This is a genomic window from Salegentibacter tibetensis (assembly GCF_020164485.1).
Taxonomy (GTDB): domain Bacteria; phylum Bacteroidota; class Bacteroidia; order Flavobacteriales; family Flavobacteriaceae; genus Salegentibacter; species Salegentibacter tibetensis.
Map to the genome: position 1 here is coordinate 55526 of NZ_JAIQZA010000015.1, position 16175 is coordinate 71700.

General features: G+C 38.4%; 12 protein-coding genes. 6 read left to right on the forward strand and 6 right to left on the reverse strand.

Features of this window, described 5'->3' with window-relative positions:
• Positions 1 to 17: 17 nt before the first annotated feature.
• Positions 18 to 2402, forward strand: coding sequence for an alpha-L-rhamnosidase-related protein (locus LB467_RS09710; protein ID WP_224473835.1), 2385 nt, complete (start codon positions 18 to 20; stop codon positions 2400 to 2402).
• 37 nt (positions 2403 to 2439) lie between these two features.
• Positions 2440 to 2910, forward strand: coding sequence for a hemerythrin domain-containing protein (locus LB467_RS09715; RefSeq protein ID WP_224473836.1), 471 nt, complete (start codon positions 2440 to 2442; stop codon positions 2908 to 2910).
• A gap of 12 nt (positions 2911 to 2922) precedes the next feature.
• On the opposite strand, the gene LB467_RS09720 is transcribed toward LB467_RS09715, so the two are convergent.
• The 3 genes from LB467_RS09720 to LB467_RS09730 form a co-directional block, all read right to left on the reverse strand.
• On the reverse strand, positions 2923 to 4152 hold the full coding sequence (locus LB467_RS09720; RefSeq protein ID WP_224473837.1) for a hypothetical protein: 1230 nt from the start codon (positions 4150 to 4152) through the stop codon (positions 2923 to 2925).
• A 281-nt stretch (positions 4153 to 4433) separates the two neighbouring features.
• On the reverse strand, positions 4434 to 8021 hold the full coding sequence (locus LB467_RS09725) for a BamA/TamA family outer membrane protein (RefSeq protein ID WP_224473838.1): 3588 nt from the start codon (positions 8019 to 8021) through the stop codon (positions 4434 to 4436).
• 125 nt (positions 8022 to 8146) lie between these two features.
• Positions 8147 to 8596: a nucleoside deaminase gene (locus LB467_RS09730; protein ID WP_224473839.1), complete on the reverse strand. Its 450-nt coding sequence runs from the start codon at positions 8594 to 8596 to the stop codon at positions 8147 to 8149.
• 97 nt (positions 8597 to 8693) lie between these two features.
• Here LB467_RS09730 and dxs point away from each other — a divergent pair, with 97 nt between their 5' ends.
• Entirely contained in the window at positions 8694 to 10472 is a 1779-nt protein-coding gene (gene dxs, locus LB467_RS09735; RefSeq protein WP_224473840.1) for a 1-deoxy-D-xylulose-5-phosphate synthase, read from the forward strand.
• 31 nt (positions 10473 to 10503) lie between these two features.
• Positions 10504 to 11526 carry a DUF3078 domain-containing protein gene (locus LB467_RS09740; RefSeq protein ID WP_224473841.1) on the forward strand — a complete coding sequence of 341 codons (1023 nt, stop codon included), beginning with the start codon at positions 10504 to 10506 and terminating at the stop codon, positions 11524 to 11526.
• Between the two features lie 29 nt (positions 11527 to 11555).
• Here LB467_RS09740 and LB467_RS09745 read toward each other — a convergent pair whose 3' ends face one another.
• The 3 genes from LB467_RS09745 to LB467_RS09755 form a co-directional block, all read right to left on the reverse strand.
• On the reverse strand, positions 11556 to 12902 hold the full coding sequence (locus LB467_RS09745; protein WP_224473872.1) for a deoxyguanosinetriphosphate triphosphohydrolase: 1347 nt from the start codon (positions 12900 to 12902) through the stop codon (positions 11556 to 11558).
• Between the two features lie 240 nt (positions 12903 to 13142).
• A complete protein-coding gene (locus LB467_RS09750; RefSeq protein ID WP_224473842.1) occupies positions 13143 to 14078 on the reverse strand; it encodes a ribonucleotide-diphosphate reductase subunit beta in 936 nt (311 codons plus the stop codon).
• 524 nt (positions 14079 to 14602) lie between these two features.
• A complete protein-coding gene (locus LB467_RS09755; protein WP_224473843.1) occupies positions 14603 to 15166 on the reverse strand; it encodes a DUF3109 family protein in 564 nt (187 codons plus the stop codon).
• A gap of 134 nt (positions 15167 to 15300) precedes the next feature.
• Here LB467_RS09755 and LB467_RS09760 point away from each other — a divergent pair, with 134 nt between their 5' ends.
• Both LB467_RS09760 and LB467_RS09765 read left to right on the forward strand, forming a co-directional pair.
• Positions 15301 to 15882: a MarC family protein gene (locus LB467_RS09760; protein WP_224473844.1), complete on the forward strand. Its 582-nt coding sequence runs from the start codon at positions 15301 to 15303 to the stop codon at positions 15880 to 15882.
• Positions 15879 to 16076 (forward strand): hypothetical protein, encoded by a 198-nt coding sequence (locus tag LB467_RS09765; protein WP_224473845.1) that lies wholly within the window; start codon positions 15879 to 15881, stop codon positions 16074 to 16076. Before LB467_RS09760 ends, LB467_RS09765 begins: the two co-directional genes overlap by 4 nt.
• Positions 16077 to 16175 lie beyond the last annotated feature (99 nt).

A 16175-nucleotide genomic window follows, 5' to 3' on the forward strand; every position in this document is an offset into this window, starting at 1 on the left:
TTTTGTAAATTTCAGCTATGAAAAAAATATCTCTCTTTAGTTTTAGCTTGATTTTTAGCTTTAATCTTTTAATTGCCCAGGAAAGTTTTACCGATTGGACACTGGATACTCCACATATTTCCGGAAAAGCTGAATACCTGGACTCGCCTTTCGTTACAGCGGGAGACCGGGTTTACGTTGTGGGGCACCAAAATGGTAATTTTCCGGAACTCGGCTGGCATATTCAAGGTGAAATGGGCGGTGTTTGGAATCATCCTATTAAACTGTTAGATGGTTTTTCTGCGGAAATCGTTTTAAATGAAAAGAAGATTGAGTTAAATAATGCTTCGGAATTTGTCAACTATCCTTTTGCCGGAAAACATATTTTTCAGCTTGAAAATAATGTAATTGAAGTTACCCGGTGGCAGTTTGTTCCCGATGGGGAGGAAGGCCTGGCCGTGCAGTATATAATTCAGAATAATTCTTCAGAAGAAATAAATGCAGATTTTATTTTTACAGCTTCTTCAGATCTTAGGCCCACCTGGCTGGGCGATCGTACCGGGATGGTAGATCACAAGGATGTCGCTGAATTTCTTCCGGAGGAAAACGCGTGGTTGATAAAGGACGAAAATAATCCCTGGTTTACTGTTGTTGGTGCAGACAGGACTTCCGAAGAACAGGAGAAATCTAAAACAAAGTATAAGGGGAAGGGAATTTCGACTTCACAGAGTTACAAACTCACAATTCGTGCAGGGGGGCAGGAAGTGATTAATTTCAGTATTGCCGGCTCTTTTGAAAGCAGGAAAGCAGTGCTAAAGACATATAATGAGATCAGAGAAAATCTAAAAACCCAGGTGGCCGATAAAAAAGAACGTTATAAAGGCCTGGCCAATAAATCTAAACTCACGATTCCCGATAAAAATATTGAACAGGCCTTTGAATGGCTTAAATATAATAGCGATTGGCTGGTACAGACCGTACCGGGAATTGGCACTGGTATCACCGCCGGCATCCCTGATTATCCCTGGTGGTTTGGCGTAGACAGTGAATATGCCTTGCAAGGCTATATGATGGTTGGCCAAACCGATGCGGTTTATAGTACGATTAAATTGCTGGATAGTATGAGTGAGGTGGTTAATGGCAATGGGAAAATTATTCATGAAATGTCTACCAATGGCGCTGTATTCAACGACGGGAATATTAACGAAACCCCACAATTTGCCTCCTTAATTTGGGAGATCTTTAAATGGAATGGCGATCTGGAATTTCTAAAAAAATATTTTCCTACCATTAAAAAAGGGCTGGAGTGGTTGCAAACACAAGATACCGATGCTAATCTTTTCCCCGAAGGTTTCGGGATGATGGAAATTCATGGGCTGGATAGTGAAATGATAGATGTTGCTGTCTACAGCCAGAAAGCATTTGCCGATGCTTCAAAAATGGCTGCAATCCTTGAGGAGCAGGTATTGGCCAGGGAGTATGCTGATATGGCTGAAAACCTCAAAAAGAAAATAAACGAAGAATTCTGGTCTGAAGAATTTAATTCTTACGCCGATTTTATAGGAACAGACAAACAGGCCTTTAGGCTGATAGATGATGCTATCGTGAGGGCTGATACCTTGGAAAAACCCTGGGCGGTTAAGGAATTAAAGGAAACCAAAGCGAAAATAGAGGCTAATCCTTCAGAAGGGTCAAGGCCTTTTGTAGTGCACCATAATTGGGTGGTAAATACCCCAATGGAAACCAAAATAGCAGAGCCCGAAAAAGCATTAAAAGCTTTAAATACTGCTGAAAAATACAGAAATCCTTTTGGGGTCTTTGTAACCGGGATAGATCGTGATGAAGTGGAAAAAACCGAAGAAAATTCATTTAAAGGTGGGGAGGTTTTTACTTATACCGGTGCGGTAATGACTTTACCCACCGCTGTGCAGATAATTGCTGAAAACAATTATGGAAGACCCGAAAAAGCTTTGGATTACCTGGAGCGAATGACGCGTAGTTTCAGTTTCGCTTTTCCCGGGAGTATGTATGAAGTTTCACCAGATTACGGGATGATATCCCAGGCCTGGAATATTTATGGTTACGCGGTACCCATTGTTAGTCAGTTCTTCGGGATTCAGCCAGAAGCTCTCAACAAGAAAGTCGTAATTCAACCTCAAATGCCAGATGCCTGGAACGAGGCTTCTTTGGAAAATGTTGAGCTTGGTGAAAATGAAATTTCAGTTTATTATTCAAAGACAGGTGAAGCTTTAAATATTGAAATTTTTCAGATTAAAAACTGGGAGCTGGAACTCGTTCTACCTAATATGGCTGATTTAAAATACGAATTGACTCCAAAAAACGCCGAAGTTTCTACTGAAAACGGAAATCTGGTTATTAAGGGAAATTCAGATAAATTGGAAATTTCGATAAAAACAGATTAAGATTTCTTATTTTATATAGGAACCAATTTTTCTCATTATGGTACCACCAAAGAATAATCCGATAAAAAGACATAAAGCCATTCAACCTTTAAGCCGTGAACATCACCAGGGGCTTTTGCTCTGCTGGAAGATTAGAAAAGGTTTTGAAACTGGAGTAGAACTGCAGCGCATTAAGAATTATACCGATTGGTTTTGGGAAAATCAATTGCAGGAACATTTTAGAATTGAAGAAAAATATGTTTTCCCGGTTTTAGGCGCTCAGGATGTTTTGGTAAAACAGGCTTTGGAAGAACACGAACATCTTGCTACATTATTCCGCCAGGATACTGAAATATCGTTTGCTCTTGAGATGATTAAAAACGACCTGGAAGGACATATCAGATTTGAGGAGCGGGTGCTTTTCAATAAAATCCAGGAAGAAGCCACCGTAGAAGAACTTCAACATATTCAGCAACACCACGAGAAGGAAATCTCCTGTGGGGTGTGGGAAGATGAATTCTGGAAGTAAATTAGTTGAAAATTACGCCGCTTTTTGTAAAGGTTCGCTACCAGTCACTTCCTGATTTAACCTGAAAACTGTGTCTTTTTCGTAAGCCAGAAAATAATAGATCACAAAGAACAGAAAATACATAATCATTGATTTCTGCCTTAAAATAATTCCCAGGTTAGACATTACAAAGGTCATGGCAAAAGAACTGGTGAAGAACAAAACTAAACTTAATTTCACCTTGGCGGGCGCACTCCTTAGGAAACCAAAGAAGCTCTTTTTAAACAACTTTCCGAAAATCAATATATAGATAAAATTCTCTATAGAAACGATTACCCCTAAAATTCCCGGAGCATCAAAAAACAGTGGTCTAAACCAAAAAGTAAAGAACTTTTCAATAAGGGAATAATCTGTCATCGGCACACCTGACGTAGCGTTATCGAGGCTATTGGAACGGTTTTCAGTAAATGATAGGAAGTCGCCAATAAGATTTTGTGAATCTCCAAGGTTAACCACACCTAAAATTTGTTTATTAAACAGGAGTACAAGACCTGCAATTGCTCCAAGGAAAATAGCCTTTTGTTTTCCTGTGATCTGGTTTCGGTTTATGAAAATACCAAACATCCCGGCTCCCGCCAGTAATAAAAACATATGTGGTCTTATTGCGAAAACCAATAACGAACCTAAACCAAGACTAATTAATCTGTTTTTCGGGCTTCTAAGCGCATAAGCGAATAACATTAAGCCTAAGAATATTGGTGCACCTTTACCTAAAGAAGCCGTCCAGAAGTGCATATTGGGTAGAAAAAGAATTAATACCAAAAAATCTATTTTCTTGAAAATCTTGATATTTATCGCAATATTTTCTTTGAAAAATAAATAGGCATAAACAAAGCCCATAAAACCAATCCAGCTAAAAAGCAACATCATCATTTCATAACTGAAACCGAAGAAATTAATAAAAGGATAGGATAGAAAATCTATAAAAGAGGTCCCGGTGTCTAAAAAGCCGCTCCAGGTTTTTCCTTCTTTCCCAGGGACACTGAAATAGCGTTTAGAATCTGAAGGATTAAAAAATGCGTAGGTGTAATAAATTCCTGCAAAGATGATGTGATAATAGAACAATTTATTCATCAGGTTAGCCGAGAAAAAATCGTGTTTTTCACTAATCTTTTTAAAGATAAATTGGTTTGCCAAATGCAAAAACGGAATAAGCATTACCGCCTGCAATAGGTTATGAATTAGGTTTATATCTGGGGACATTCTTCTTTTTCCTTTATTCCCCTTAATTCAATTACCCTACCCAAAATGTAAAGTTATGAGTGTTTGGCATTTAAGCTTAAAAATTAACTGATTTTAAGTCTTTTAACTGAATTGTGTAAGATATTAATAATTCAAAAGTGAAACCTTCAATTTTTTCCCCATAAATTAATCTACAATTGTGTGGAAATATTTATCTATTTTCTTACAAGTGGGATGTAAATATCTGTGAAGAACATCTTTGAATCTTCTGATTTTTTAAGTTTTTTTCTGCAGTAGTTTACTTAGAATTTAAAATTAAAACTGAACGTAAGTCGCCCGCCATCATCACCGTAGTAATAACCCGTATTAGCTGTAATGGCGCTAAAACCATTTATCCAGATAGAGCCGCCATAATTGTTACGCCATTTATCTGAATTAGAATCCTCAGCCCAAACACGACCGTAATCAAAGCCTGCGCTCACGCCTATTTGCAGTGGGATAAAATTAGTTTTAAATCGGCTTACACCTACTCTAAGATCAGTAGAATGGAAGAAAGATTGTTTACCATTGAAACGCTCCCAACGATAGGCTCTTAGATTTTCATTTCCGCCAAGAATAGCACCATCGTAATATTCATAGTTATCTCCAATAATCGCTTTTCCGCCAACTTTGGTGGCAAGAACTGCAATTCCACTCTCGTGTAAAGGATAATCTATAGCCAGCAACGGACTCACATAAGCAAATTCATTGTTGTGCCCATCTATATTGGTTTTGTAACCGGTGGTGATTTCAGCTTCAAATCCGCGGGTTGGATAGGAGGGGTTATCGCGGTTCTCGTACCGGTAATTTACCTCGGCCCCGGCATAGAGTTGCTGGTTAAAAAGATCGTTGTCTTCAGAAAAAGCATCAGCGATAAATTTATCTTCCTGAAAAGAAACATTTCTAGATTGTACCATGGGTTTTGCGTAAAAACTGCCACCGGCCCGGCCACGCCAAATCAGCGAGGGGGCAATTTCCCATTGTTCTATCAGTACTCGGTTGTAATCGCGACCAAAGCTATCTCTTAAGTTTTCTGAATTTATTCCTTCCCCAAAATAATTGATCGCAAAATTAGGACTTGTGTACCGGGCTTCAATTCCCAGGTTCCAGTTGTAAAAAATATGGGCAAACTCTCCCCGGTACCCTATTTCAAAACCATTGGTGGCAAAGAAATAAGAGGCTTTAAAGGTGTGCTGGATACTAAAGGGGTTATTGGCGAGGCCATAAGTAGTATAGATGTCCATTAGCCCTAAAGACAAGCCTTCGTCTCCATTATAATCGGCTTGGGGCATTATTTTATTTTCACTTCTTTTTCGCTTGTCCGGGTCAAAAGTATTTATGTCGTAAGCATCAACCAGCCATCTTCTGGATTTTGGGTTTTTAATGGTGTTTTCTTTGCTTTTATGATCATATATCTTGATTTTCCGGGTGTTGTCAAAATCGTAGATGTCGTTTTCCCCACCACCAATTACATTTATCCTTAAAGGTTTATTTCCTTCACCCGTAACTTTAAAAGTGTCCTCGCCATCTAGACCGTAGATCCAGATTTCATCGGTAGCTTCAGAATTATAAGAATTTTTGAAGATTTCTTTTCCATCTTCATTAATCATCACAATCTCAGTAATACCGTTTTCTTTTCTTTCAATATTGAAGATGTCATCTTCTTCAGTCCCGGTTAGTACCTGAAACTTCTGCAGGTATTTGTAATAACGTTCAGCAATATCCCTCAGGTTATCCCTTCTTGCCTTAAGGCTTGTTTTAATTTTCTCTATGCTTTCGTCTTGAGCTGCTTCGGGTAACGCTTTAAATGCGGTTTCTATCTCTTCATCGGTAAGTTGGGATTGAATAAAGGAAACCTGTTTCTTCCAGTCTTCCCAATCTGAAGTTTTCAGCAAGCGCTGGTCTAAAGGATATCCGGAGAGGTTAAACCATTTTACGTTATTTACATTTCCGCTGTAGGTTTCCATTTTTCTCAGCATAGGGAGTCCCAGTTTTACAAGATCTGGGATGAATCCATCGTAATTTGGAAATGCGAAATCCCGGTCCCGGGGTATGGGTTTATAAAGTTTAGTGCCATCTGGCTGCGAATGCTCGGCCCAGCGCCATTGGTCAAAATGCCTGTCCCAGTCACCAATAAGCATATCTACAAGTCTGTTTTTTATAAATTCTTTTTCGTCGGGAACCGCATCTTTGCTTTCCCTTAATTCTTCAAGTAAATCTGTAGTACTCAAAATATCTTCTGGTGATCCAAACCTTTCAAATTCCTTATTTTCGTCACCCACATGGGCTTCAAACATATAAAGTTCATCTCCATATTCGTCATTGTTAAGTCCCAGGGCTCTTTGTTTGGGTACGTAGAATATTTCAGGTTTTCCCGCGTAAATATTCAATAGATCGTTGAGGTGTTTTAATGAATAACGGGCATAGGGGTGGGCGCTTGTAAAAAGGTCCATGGCATAACGTTGGGCGACCGTATTTTCTACGTAATCCTTTATATAATGATCCTTTATTGCTGTGGCTTGTAGAAATCGAGCTGCACTTTTTCGCATTGCCCGTATGGTGAACTCGTGTTTGTCTTCCCCAATAAAACGCAGGGAACGGGATTGCATTCCCCCACCTTCTTTCAAGGGTTCAAGGTTTCCTTCCAGGGTGTCAAGAAAAAGCACGGGAGCTTTTATTTTTTTGCTATAAACATCTCTGTAGAAATCCCCGAAAATCGATTTATAAAAACCCGATTTATCGGTCTCTTCTTCGGTGTAAATTGAAGCGCTTATTGTGTCGCCAATTTCTTCTTTGGTTTTAAAATCGATTTCATTCCAACTGGCTTCATCGCTTTTTATCGTCTTGCTGAAAACTGGATTTTCGGAACTTTCAATTTCAAAGAACTCAATTAAGGTTTCGTTGTTTTTATAGAGTTTTAATTTGGCGTAACCGGTTTTTGTGCTCCCAAAATGCCCGTACTTCCTTATTTTTAGTTTTTTCTTCTTTCCTGCAGAACCACTAATAATCTGAGGGATACCATCGTCTTCCAGATACTGTAAATTACCATCCAATCCCGAAGCAAAAATTACATTATCAAACTGGCTCGCGAGGGTCTCCAAGCGACCGCGTAAATAGCTGTGTTCTTTATTTTGATAATCCTGAGGGGAAAATCCGCCAATCTTTTCAATGAAAGATCTTTTGGAATTGCTCATCACGGGATGTTGCAGGGAAACTAAAATGGTTTTTCCGTGAGCATCTTTTATATCGTCTTTAAATTCAGCAAAAAATCGCTCTCTCGATTTAATATCGCATTTAGAGTTCATATTGGGGTGGTCGTCCCAGTTTTCTAAATACCACTGGGTATCTACAGTAACCAGAATAAGGTCATCGGTGATATCTTTTTGTTCTATGGGGCAACCATCGTCTGGCCAAACTTCTACATTAGACTGATTATCCTGGAGAAATGATTCCAGGTCGTCTATTCGGTTCTGGCCGCCTTTGGTCCATTCGTTTTTTCCCGGGGTAAACACAACTTTCCCGTTAAATCCCTGAATTACATCTAGAAGGTTCTTTTTAAGAAACTGCTTTTGGGCTTCCCGCTCGGTATCATTTTTTGGAAATCCTTGAGACGGAAGAAAATTACCGGGAACCAGCAGGGTCGCTTCTTTATCATTTTTAGAAGACTCAACTATAGCTTTTAGTAATTTTCGACTTTCCCCGGTAAGGTTGTTTCCTATATTACCGGCAACATAAAAAGTATGTTCCAGTGATTTAGGATTTTTTTCACCGGGAATAACCTGCGCACTTGCAGGGAATCCAGTAAGTAAAAAAATAAGTGTGACTTTAAAAAATATATTAATATTCTCCATAAATGCGCAAATGGAAATAAATTGAACTAAACTTCAAATTTTTCAAAAAAATGCCGTTTAGCCATAGCTTTTAACGCATTATAACACTTGGTTTTAGTAAGTCTTTAACTTTAGAAGAGCCCGAATTAATTCAAATTTCTTCGTTCAATAAAAAAGCGTTTTAGTAATGTGGAAGCTTCTTTTGCAAGTATGCCAGATTTCACTTCGGTTTTTGGGTGAAGTTTTGCTCCTATTTTTCGGTAGCCGCGTTGTTCATCTTCCGCAGCAAAAATGAGTTTCGAAACCTGGCTCCAGTATAAGGCGCCGGCACACATTTGGCAGGGTTCAAGGCTCACGTACATGCTGCAACCTTTTAAGTATTTTCCGCCAAGGAAACTGGCCGCCGCGGTTATGGCCTGCATTTCGGCGTGAGCGGTTACATCGTTAAGGGTTTCAGTTAGGTTATGGCCACGGGCAATAATTTGGTTATTTATCACTACCACCACGCCAACAGGAATTTCGCCCCTATCATAGGCCTTTTCGGCTTCCTCAAGGGCTTTTCGCATAAAATATTCGTCGTTGTATGGCTGTAGCATTTCAGATAATATTTTCTGCGGAAAGATAAAAATTATAAAATTAGCTTCGGAATAAATCCTTGTATGAAATAACATTTCAAAGCTTAACTTTGTGCACATGGATCTCAAGATTTTAGAAGATATAAACTCACCTGAAGACCTTCGGAAATTCCCGTCTGAAAGGTTGCAGGAAGTTTCAGCAGCGCTTAGGAAATTTATTATAGATATTGTGGCTACCAAAGAAGGGCATCTCGGTGCCAGTCTTGGTGTAGTAGAATTAACTGTTGCCCTGCATTATGCTTTTAATACACCTGAAGATCTCCTTGTTTGGGACGTTGGTCACCAGGCGTACGGCCATAAAATATTAACCGGAAGACGGGAGAATTTTCATACCAATAGAAGGCTTAATGGAATCAGCGGATTTCCAAAAAGGGAAGAAAGTGAATACGATACTTTTGGGGTAGGGCATTCCTCTACCGCGATCTCGGCAGCCCTGGGAATGGCGATAGCGTCCAACCTTAAAGGAGAATTTAAAAAACACCATATAGCGGTTGTGGGTGATGCTTCTATTGCCAGTGGGATGGCATTTGAAGGGTTAAACCACGCGGGAGTTACCAGGGCTAATTTATTGGTGGTACTCAACGATAATGCTATTGGAATAGATCCCAGCGTTGGAGCCCTTAAACAATACCTTACTAAAGCGCGGGTAGGCTATAAGCCGAAACAAAGCAATATTATTGAAGCCCTTAATTTTAAATATTTTGGACCGGTAGATGGCCACGATATTGCCGGATTGCTTGAGGTTTTTGAGCAAATGAAACAAATTGAAGGTCCTAAATTTCTTCATGTAATTACCACTAAAGGAAAAGGTTTAAAAAAGGCCGAGGAGGACCAGGTAAAATACCACGCACCGGGAAAATTTAAACCCGATACCGGTGAACTTTTAGCTTATGACACTGCTGGGCTTCCGTTAAAATATCAGGATGTTTTTGGACTTACTTTGGTAGAATTAGCTAAAAAGAACGAAAAAATTATAGGAATTACCCCTGCGATGCCGACGGGAAGTTCCTTGAAATTTATGATGCAGGCTTTTCCCGAAAGAGCATTCGATGTAGGTATAGCCGAGCAACACGCCGTAACGCTTTCCGCAGGAATGGCTACCCAGGGATTTATGGTTTTTTGCGCCATTTATTCAACGTTTTTACAGCGGGCATACGACCAGGTAATTCACGATGTAGCAATTCAGAAATTACCGGTTGTTTTTTGCCTGGATAGGGCAGGGCTTGTTGGTGAAGACGGCGCCACACACCACGGGGCTTTTGATATCGCTTATTTAAGGTGTATTCCGAATATAATTATTGCTGCACCCAGTGATGAAACTGAACTTAGAAACCTGCTCTACACTGCGCAACTCGATTTAAAACTCCCCATGGCGATAAGGTATCCGCGAGGAAGAGGTGTTAAAAAAGAATGGGAGACAGCTTTTGAAGAAATAGAGATAGGAAAAGCCAGGTGTTTAAAAGATGGTGATAAAATCGCCGTTTTGAGTATTGGGAATATGACACAAAACGCAGCTAAAGCTATAGAAAATATTGGAACAAAAGAGATAGGGCATTTTGATATGCGTTTTGTAAAACCTTTGGATGAAGATCTTTTAAATAACGTATTTGAAAAATATGAAGCGATTGTAACAATAGAAGATGGCGTAGTGGCCGGTGGTTTTGGTAGTGCTATATTAGAATTTGCAGCAAAACATGATTATAAGGCGAAAATTAGGAATTTGGGATTGCCAGATGAATTCATTGAACAGGGAAATGTAAATGAATTACAAGAAATTGCGAAAATAAGCGTTAAATATATTGAGGAAGAAATAGTGTCTCTACTTCAAAACCTTTAATTTTGCAATTCCGAAAAATCTAAATTAACTAATGAGAATCAAAGTCTTATGTCTTTTAGCCTGCTTAATTCATTTAAATTTAACCGCAAAAAATTCCTTTTCAGATTACTATTACGATATTTATAGCGATACTATAAAACCTTCAGATTCTATTAGAGTCGTACCGGATACCACCGAGGTAGACTCGGTTATAGTTACTTTTTGGACAGAGAAAAATCAGGTTGGAGTAAACCTGAATGAAGTCGCTTTTATTAACTGGAATGCCGGGGGTAATAACTCCATTTCGGCATTGTTGCACGGTAACGCAGAGCGAAATTTCAAGAAAGACGATCTGAACTGGCGAAACAGGGCTACAATGCGTTATGGTATTAACTCTCAGGAAGGCCAGGCACTTAGAAAAACCGAGGACGAGTTACGTTTAAGTTCTTCTTTTGGCTATAGAAAAGATTCGGTTTCCAATTGGTTTTATTCAGCGAAATTCAATTTTAATACCCAGTTTACCAATGGGTATAAATATCCTGACACCAGCAGTCCTATCTCCAAATTTATGGCGCCCGGATATCTATTTTTGGGTATTGGTAGTGAATATTCAGATCCGGTAGAAGATCTTGTGATCTATATTTCACCGGTTACGCAAAAATCAACTTTTGTGCTTGATCAAAGATTGGCCAACGAAGGGATGTTTGGTGTTACCGCGGCTGTTCGGGACACACTTGGCAATATTGTGGAGAAAGGAGAGAATGTAAGAACAGAATTTGGCTTCCTGGTCTCCAGTGATTTTTCAAAAGAAGTTTTTGAAAATGTGGAAGTAGATAATCAATTAAGCCTTTATTCAGATTACCTAAATAAATTTGGGAATATTGATGTGGAATGGCAGTTAAACGTTAATTTAAAAGTAAACGATTTTATAAAGGCCAATGTAGGCTCTCATTTGCGTTATGATGACGATGTGAAATTTAAGGAAGATACCAATGGGGATGGTGAACTGGAAACTACCGGGCCCAGGGTGCAGTTTAAACAAATGTTGGGTGTGGGACTGGTCTACGAATTTTAAAGAGGCCGGCTGTCTAAGCCGGCATATTCTTACAATTTAATCCCTTTGTATTTTTCGAAGGAAGCTACGGTAAAACCATCGGTTAGTGAGGCGGTATGCGAACAAATTTCCAGTAAGCGCCTGTAAACCGAATGTTCATCCTGAAGATGAGCCAAATTTGGGATCGATTTTAAAACCAGTTTGTTAAAGTTAGAATTTTCTTCACCCTCATCCGGGAGTAAAGCTTCGGTATAAGTATCTAAAAGATGCGAAAGCATTTTGTAACCAGCGATTTCTTTACCAATTACTTCTTCACTTTGGTAGATTTTTTCAATACTAATTTTTATAATATCATCTATTTGAGCTTCGTATTTGCTCTTATCTAATAAACCCTGATGGAAGTTCCCGGCAAGAATTGCGTCTTCATTTTTCAGGAAAGTCTCCACCGCTTCTGTGATTAGGGTATTAATGGCAAGTGCTCTAAGATAACTCAATCTATCGGCGGTATTAGTAAGACTGTTGTATTTAGCAGTGTTTATATTGTCCTTAACGAGTTTGATAAGATATTCCAGTGCATAGTCTTCATCGATTAGCCCGAGGTTTATACCGTCTTCAAAATCGATAATGGTATAGCAAATATCGTCTGCTGCTTCTACCAGGAATGCCAATGGGTGACGATAATAACTTGTATTCCCATCTTTTCCAGTTTTTATTAAGCCAAGTTCTGTGGCAACTTCTTCAAAGATCTCTTTTTCAGTCTGAAAGAATCCAAATTTTTTATCGGCTATGTTTTGTGTTGGTTTATGCGGCAGCGATTCTTTAGGATATTTTATAAAAGCACCCAAAGTGGCATAAGAAAGGCGAAGTCCCCCGGAGATGCCCGGTCTGTTTTGGGTAAGGATCTTAAATCCATTGGCGTTACCTTCAAATTTCACGAGATCCTGGTATTCTTTTGGGGAAAGCTCATTTTTAAAGCGTTTGCCATTTCCGTGGCTAAAATATTCCCCAATTGCTTTTTCCCCCGAATGGCCAAAAGGCGGATTCCCAATATCGTGGGCCAGTGCCGCAGCAGCGACGATGGCCCCAAAATCGTTCATTTTATAAGCGTGGGTTTTTTCCAGCTGTGGATGTTTCTCCAGAATTTTTTGTCCCGCCAGTCTGCCTAAAGACCTGCCAACTACTGAAACTTCCAAACTATGCGTTAAGCGGGTATGAACAAAATCTGTTTTAGAAAGTGGGATTACCTGGGTTTTATCTTGTAAACTTCTAAAAGCCGATGAGAAAATAATTCGATCGTAATCCACTTCAAAACCGAGTCGGGTTTCATTCTGTTCTTTTCTTAATCTTTTATTCGTATCTCCAAAACGTTTTAAAGAAAGGAGTTGTTCCCAGTTCATCATAATTTAGTTCTTATTTAAGCGCAATTATTAATTCCAGCCCAAAAATAGAAAAAGCCTTAAGAATATGGGTTAGTTGATACTTATTTGCTGAAAGTAAAGTGTTTTAAGGGATACAATTATAAGCCCCTAAATTGAAGAAAGGATTTTAGAAAATGCTATATAAAGGAATAGCCGGGGGGTGGTTTATAAAAAAACTGAAACAGCGTCACATTGGGGATCATGGCGCCCGTTTCAGTTTTACAAATCAGTATTTTTACTGATTTTATTAAAATCTTTATCTGATTTATTGCTTTTAGAAAAGTTTTTTGCTCTTTTTTCCAATAAACTTTCCTTGGCATATTCTTCTTCGCTTGAAGTTCTGTTCACCAGTAAACCTGTAAACAACCTGTTGCTTTCATAATCCAGGTATTCGTTTAAAGATTTAGCATTTAGGTCAATTAAATCTAAGGGGAGGAAATTAGAAATCACTTCTTTTTCTATAGCCACCGCTTCTCCAATAATTTGTTGCACCTTTTTATCTGAAATATTCTCCAGAAGATGATCTCTAAATAGTTGCGTGGCAAAGTCACGATGCAGAGCCTTATCCCTGTATATCATTTCGTAAGCGTAGCAAAGCCCTGGCATTAGACCCCAATTTTTAATCCAGAAAATTGTGGCAAAGCTACCGTAAGAAAAGATACTTTTAGCTGTGGCGAGAGCGACTAATTTTTCGGCAAAAGAAGGACTGTTTGTCCATTTTTTTATCCATTCTTCTCTTGCAGCGGTAGCTGGAGAAGCTTCAATTTCATTAAAAATTTCTTCCTGCTCTGTTGCTGTTAAAAAGGAATTTAGACAAATGCTATAGGTTTCAGTATGGGTATTTTCCATAACTACCTGCAAATCGAAAAAGGATTTTGCTTCAGGGAGCTTGATGTTTTGGCTGAGTTTTTTGGTGCTTTTTCCATTCAGATTATTTTCTGAATGAAGAATTAGACCAATAATTTTATTCAGAAATAATCGCTTTTCTTCGCTTAACTGCTGCCGATCTAGTAGATCCTGATGAATGTCTATTGCTCCTGAAGTCCATAAATTGGCTTCAATCGCTTTATAGGCATCCCAAATATCGTTATGTTTTACAGGAAAGATTACAAATCTATCTTTATTGTCCCGAAGCAGGGGTTCCTGTTTATTCATAAAAGCTAAAATTATTTCGTTTTAGTTAAAAATTCTTTAACAAAGATTGGGAAAATTTCTGATTTCTTTAATATAATTTATTAAAGATATTCACAAAGTTTTCAACACAAAAACTTAGTTATTAGTGCTTCGAACCCATTATTTCGCCGTTAATCGATTTAAACCGAATTAGGGATTGTTGAAAAATAGAAAAATAAAGATTGTTAAATTCAGTTAAATTCTTATACCTGGATTTAGTACCGAATAATGATTTTATTTCTCTGGTGAGAAATACCAGTTTATGTCGGAAGAAGTATTTTCAATAATTTGAATCTCTGTAGTTTCGGGAAGAATTTTTCCTGATGAATCTTTAAAGATTCCGGTGATATGATATTCAATTAAATTCCATACTTTTTGTAAATCCAGGGAATAGTTTCTTGTATCTTCATAATTCTCATTCTCGGTCTGTGTATAAGTCGTACAAAATCATTCAGGAAATGTAAAATAATATCCTGAAAATCAAATGGATGAAAAACATGAAGTTCCTAAATTTCTTTGGCTGCTTCTTCTAATTGATTAAACCAATCTTCACCAAATTTTCTAATAAGGGCGTCTTTGGTGAATTTATAAACAGGAACCTGAAGATCGGCTCCAAGGCTGCATGCATCGTCACAAATTTGCCATTTATGATAATTTACTGCAGAAAATTCAGAATATTCCTGGATGCGAACTGGATATAAATGACAGGAAATAGGTTTTTTAAAATCGATATCGCCTTGGTTGTAGGCTTCTTCAATTCCGCAAAGCGCAATGCCTTTTTCATCAAAAGTTACATAGGCACAATCGGCTCCGTCTATTAACGGAGTTTCAATTTCATCAAGATCGGTAGTGATATAGGTGCCTTGTTTTTCTATGGCATCTACCCCTTTTTGGCGCAGGTAAGGTTTTACCTTTGGGTAAATATCGTCAAGAATTTGTCGTTCTTCGGGCGTTACCGGGGCCCCGGCATCGCCATCTACACAGCACGCGCCTTTGCAGGCCGAAAGGTTACACACAAAATCTTTAGTTAAGATCTCTTCTGAAACTATGGTTTTTCCTATTTGAAACATTTCGCAAATATAGTTTTATCGTCATTTTTACTGTAAAAAAATTGACACAATTTTAATAAAAATTTTATCTGCTAATTCCTTGACACCCTGTTTTTAAAAATTACTTTTGCGCAAAATTTTTAAAAAAGGGAGTTATGTGGAAATTGCTCGACGCTAAACAGATTTTTACCGCCGGAATGATTCTTTTCGCGGTTATTGATATTATTGGGAATATCCCAATTATTATAGACCTGCGGAAAAAGGTGGGCCATATTCAAAGTGAGAAAGCTTCTGTGGTCGCCGGGATTATTATGATTGTTTTTCTCTTTGTAGGAAAGGAGATTCTAAACCTTATTGGGATAGACGTGAACTCTTTTGCCGTAGCCGGTGCATTTATCTTGTTTTTCCTGGCCTTAGAGATGATCTTGGGAATCACACTGTATAAAGACGATGAACCGGAAACCGCTTCTATTGTTCCTTTGGCATTTCCTTTAATTGCAGGTGCGGGAACACTTACTACTTTGGTTTCGATCCAGGCAGAATATGAAACAGTAAATATTATTGTGGCTATCCTTATCAATATTATCTTTGTATACCTGGTATTAAAATCTTCAACCAGAATTGAGAGAGTTTTAGGAAGCCAGGGAATTAGCGTAATTAGAAAAGTATTTGGAGTAATTTTACTGGCCATTGCCGTAAAATTATTTGCCACTAACATTCAGAGTTTATTTTCATGAAGTTATTTATTTATACCGTAATTTTTTTAGCCGTAGTCATCATTGGCTACAGCGCTACCGTATTGAATTTTGATGATCTTTTAATAGGCGATAGCGGTACTGCTGTGCTGGTTATTGTAGGTAGTCTTTGCCTTATTATTCTTATGGGGATTTTGCTAACCTCAAGAAGTATTGCAGAAAAGCACAATTCTTAAGGTGAAACCCGCATGATTCCGGGCTCAAAAATGGGCAACATCCAGGAGGATTTATATGAGCCTGTGCCTAATTCCCAAATTGGGATAAAACTATAAACA

Coding starts and splice junctions, on each gene's coding strand:
- LB467_RS09760 (WP_224473844.1), top strand. CDS start 15,301: ATGTGGAAATTGCTCGACGCTAAACAGATTTTTACCGCCGGAATGATT.
- LB467_RS09740 (WP_224473841.1), top strand. CDS start 10,504: ATGAGAATCAAAGTCTTATGTCTTTTAGCCTGCTTAATTCATTTAAAT.
- dxs (WP_224473840.1), top strand. CDS start 8,694: ATGGATCTCAAGATTTTAGAAGATATAAACTCACCTGAAGACCTTCGG.
- LB467_RS09725 (WP_224473838.1), bottom strand. CDS start 8,021: ATGGAGAATATTAATATATTTTTTAAAGTCACACTTATTTTTTTACTT.
- LB467_RS09730 (WP_224473839.1), bottom strand. CDS start 8,596: ATGCTACAGCCATACAACGACGAATATTTTATGCGAAAAGCCCTTGAG.
- LB467_RS09710 (WP_224473835.1), top strand. CDS start 18: ATGAAAAAAATATCTCTCTTTAGTTTTAGCTTGATTTTTAGCTTTAAT.
- LB467_RS09750 (WP_224473842.1), bottom strand. CDS start 14,078: ATGAATAAACAGGAACCCCTGCTTCGGGACAATAAAGATAGATTTGTA.
- LB467_RS09765 (WP_224473845.1), top strand. CDS start 15,879: ATGAAGTTATTTATTTATACCGTAATTTTTTTAGCCGTAGTCATCATT.
- LB467_RS09755 (WP_224473843.1), bottom strand. CDS start 15,166: ATGTTTCAAATAGGAAAAACCATAGTTTCAGAAGAGATCTTAACTAAA.
- LB467_RS09720 (WP_224473837.1), bottom strand. CDS start 4,152: ATGTCCCCAGATATAAACCTAATTCATAACCTATTGCAGGCGGTAATG.
- LB467_RS09715 (WP_224473836.1), top strand. CDS start 2,440: ATGGTACCACCAAAGAATAATCCGATAAAAAGACATAAAGCCATTCAA.
- LB467_RS09745 (WP_224473872.1), bottom strand. CDS start 12,902: ATGAACTGGGAACAACTCCTTTCTTTAAAACGTTTTGGAGATACGAAT.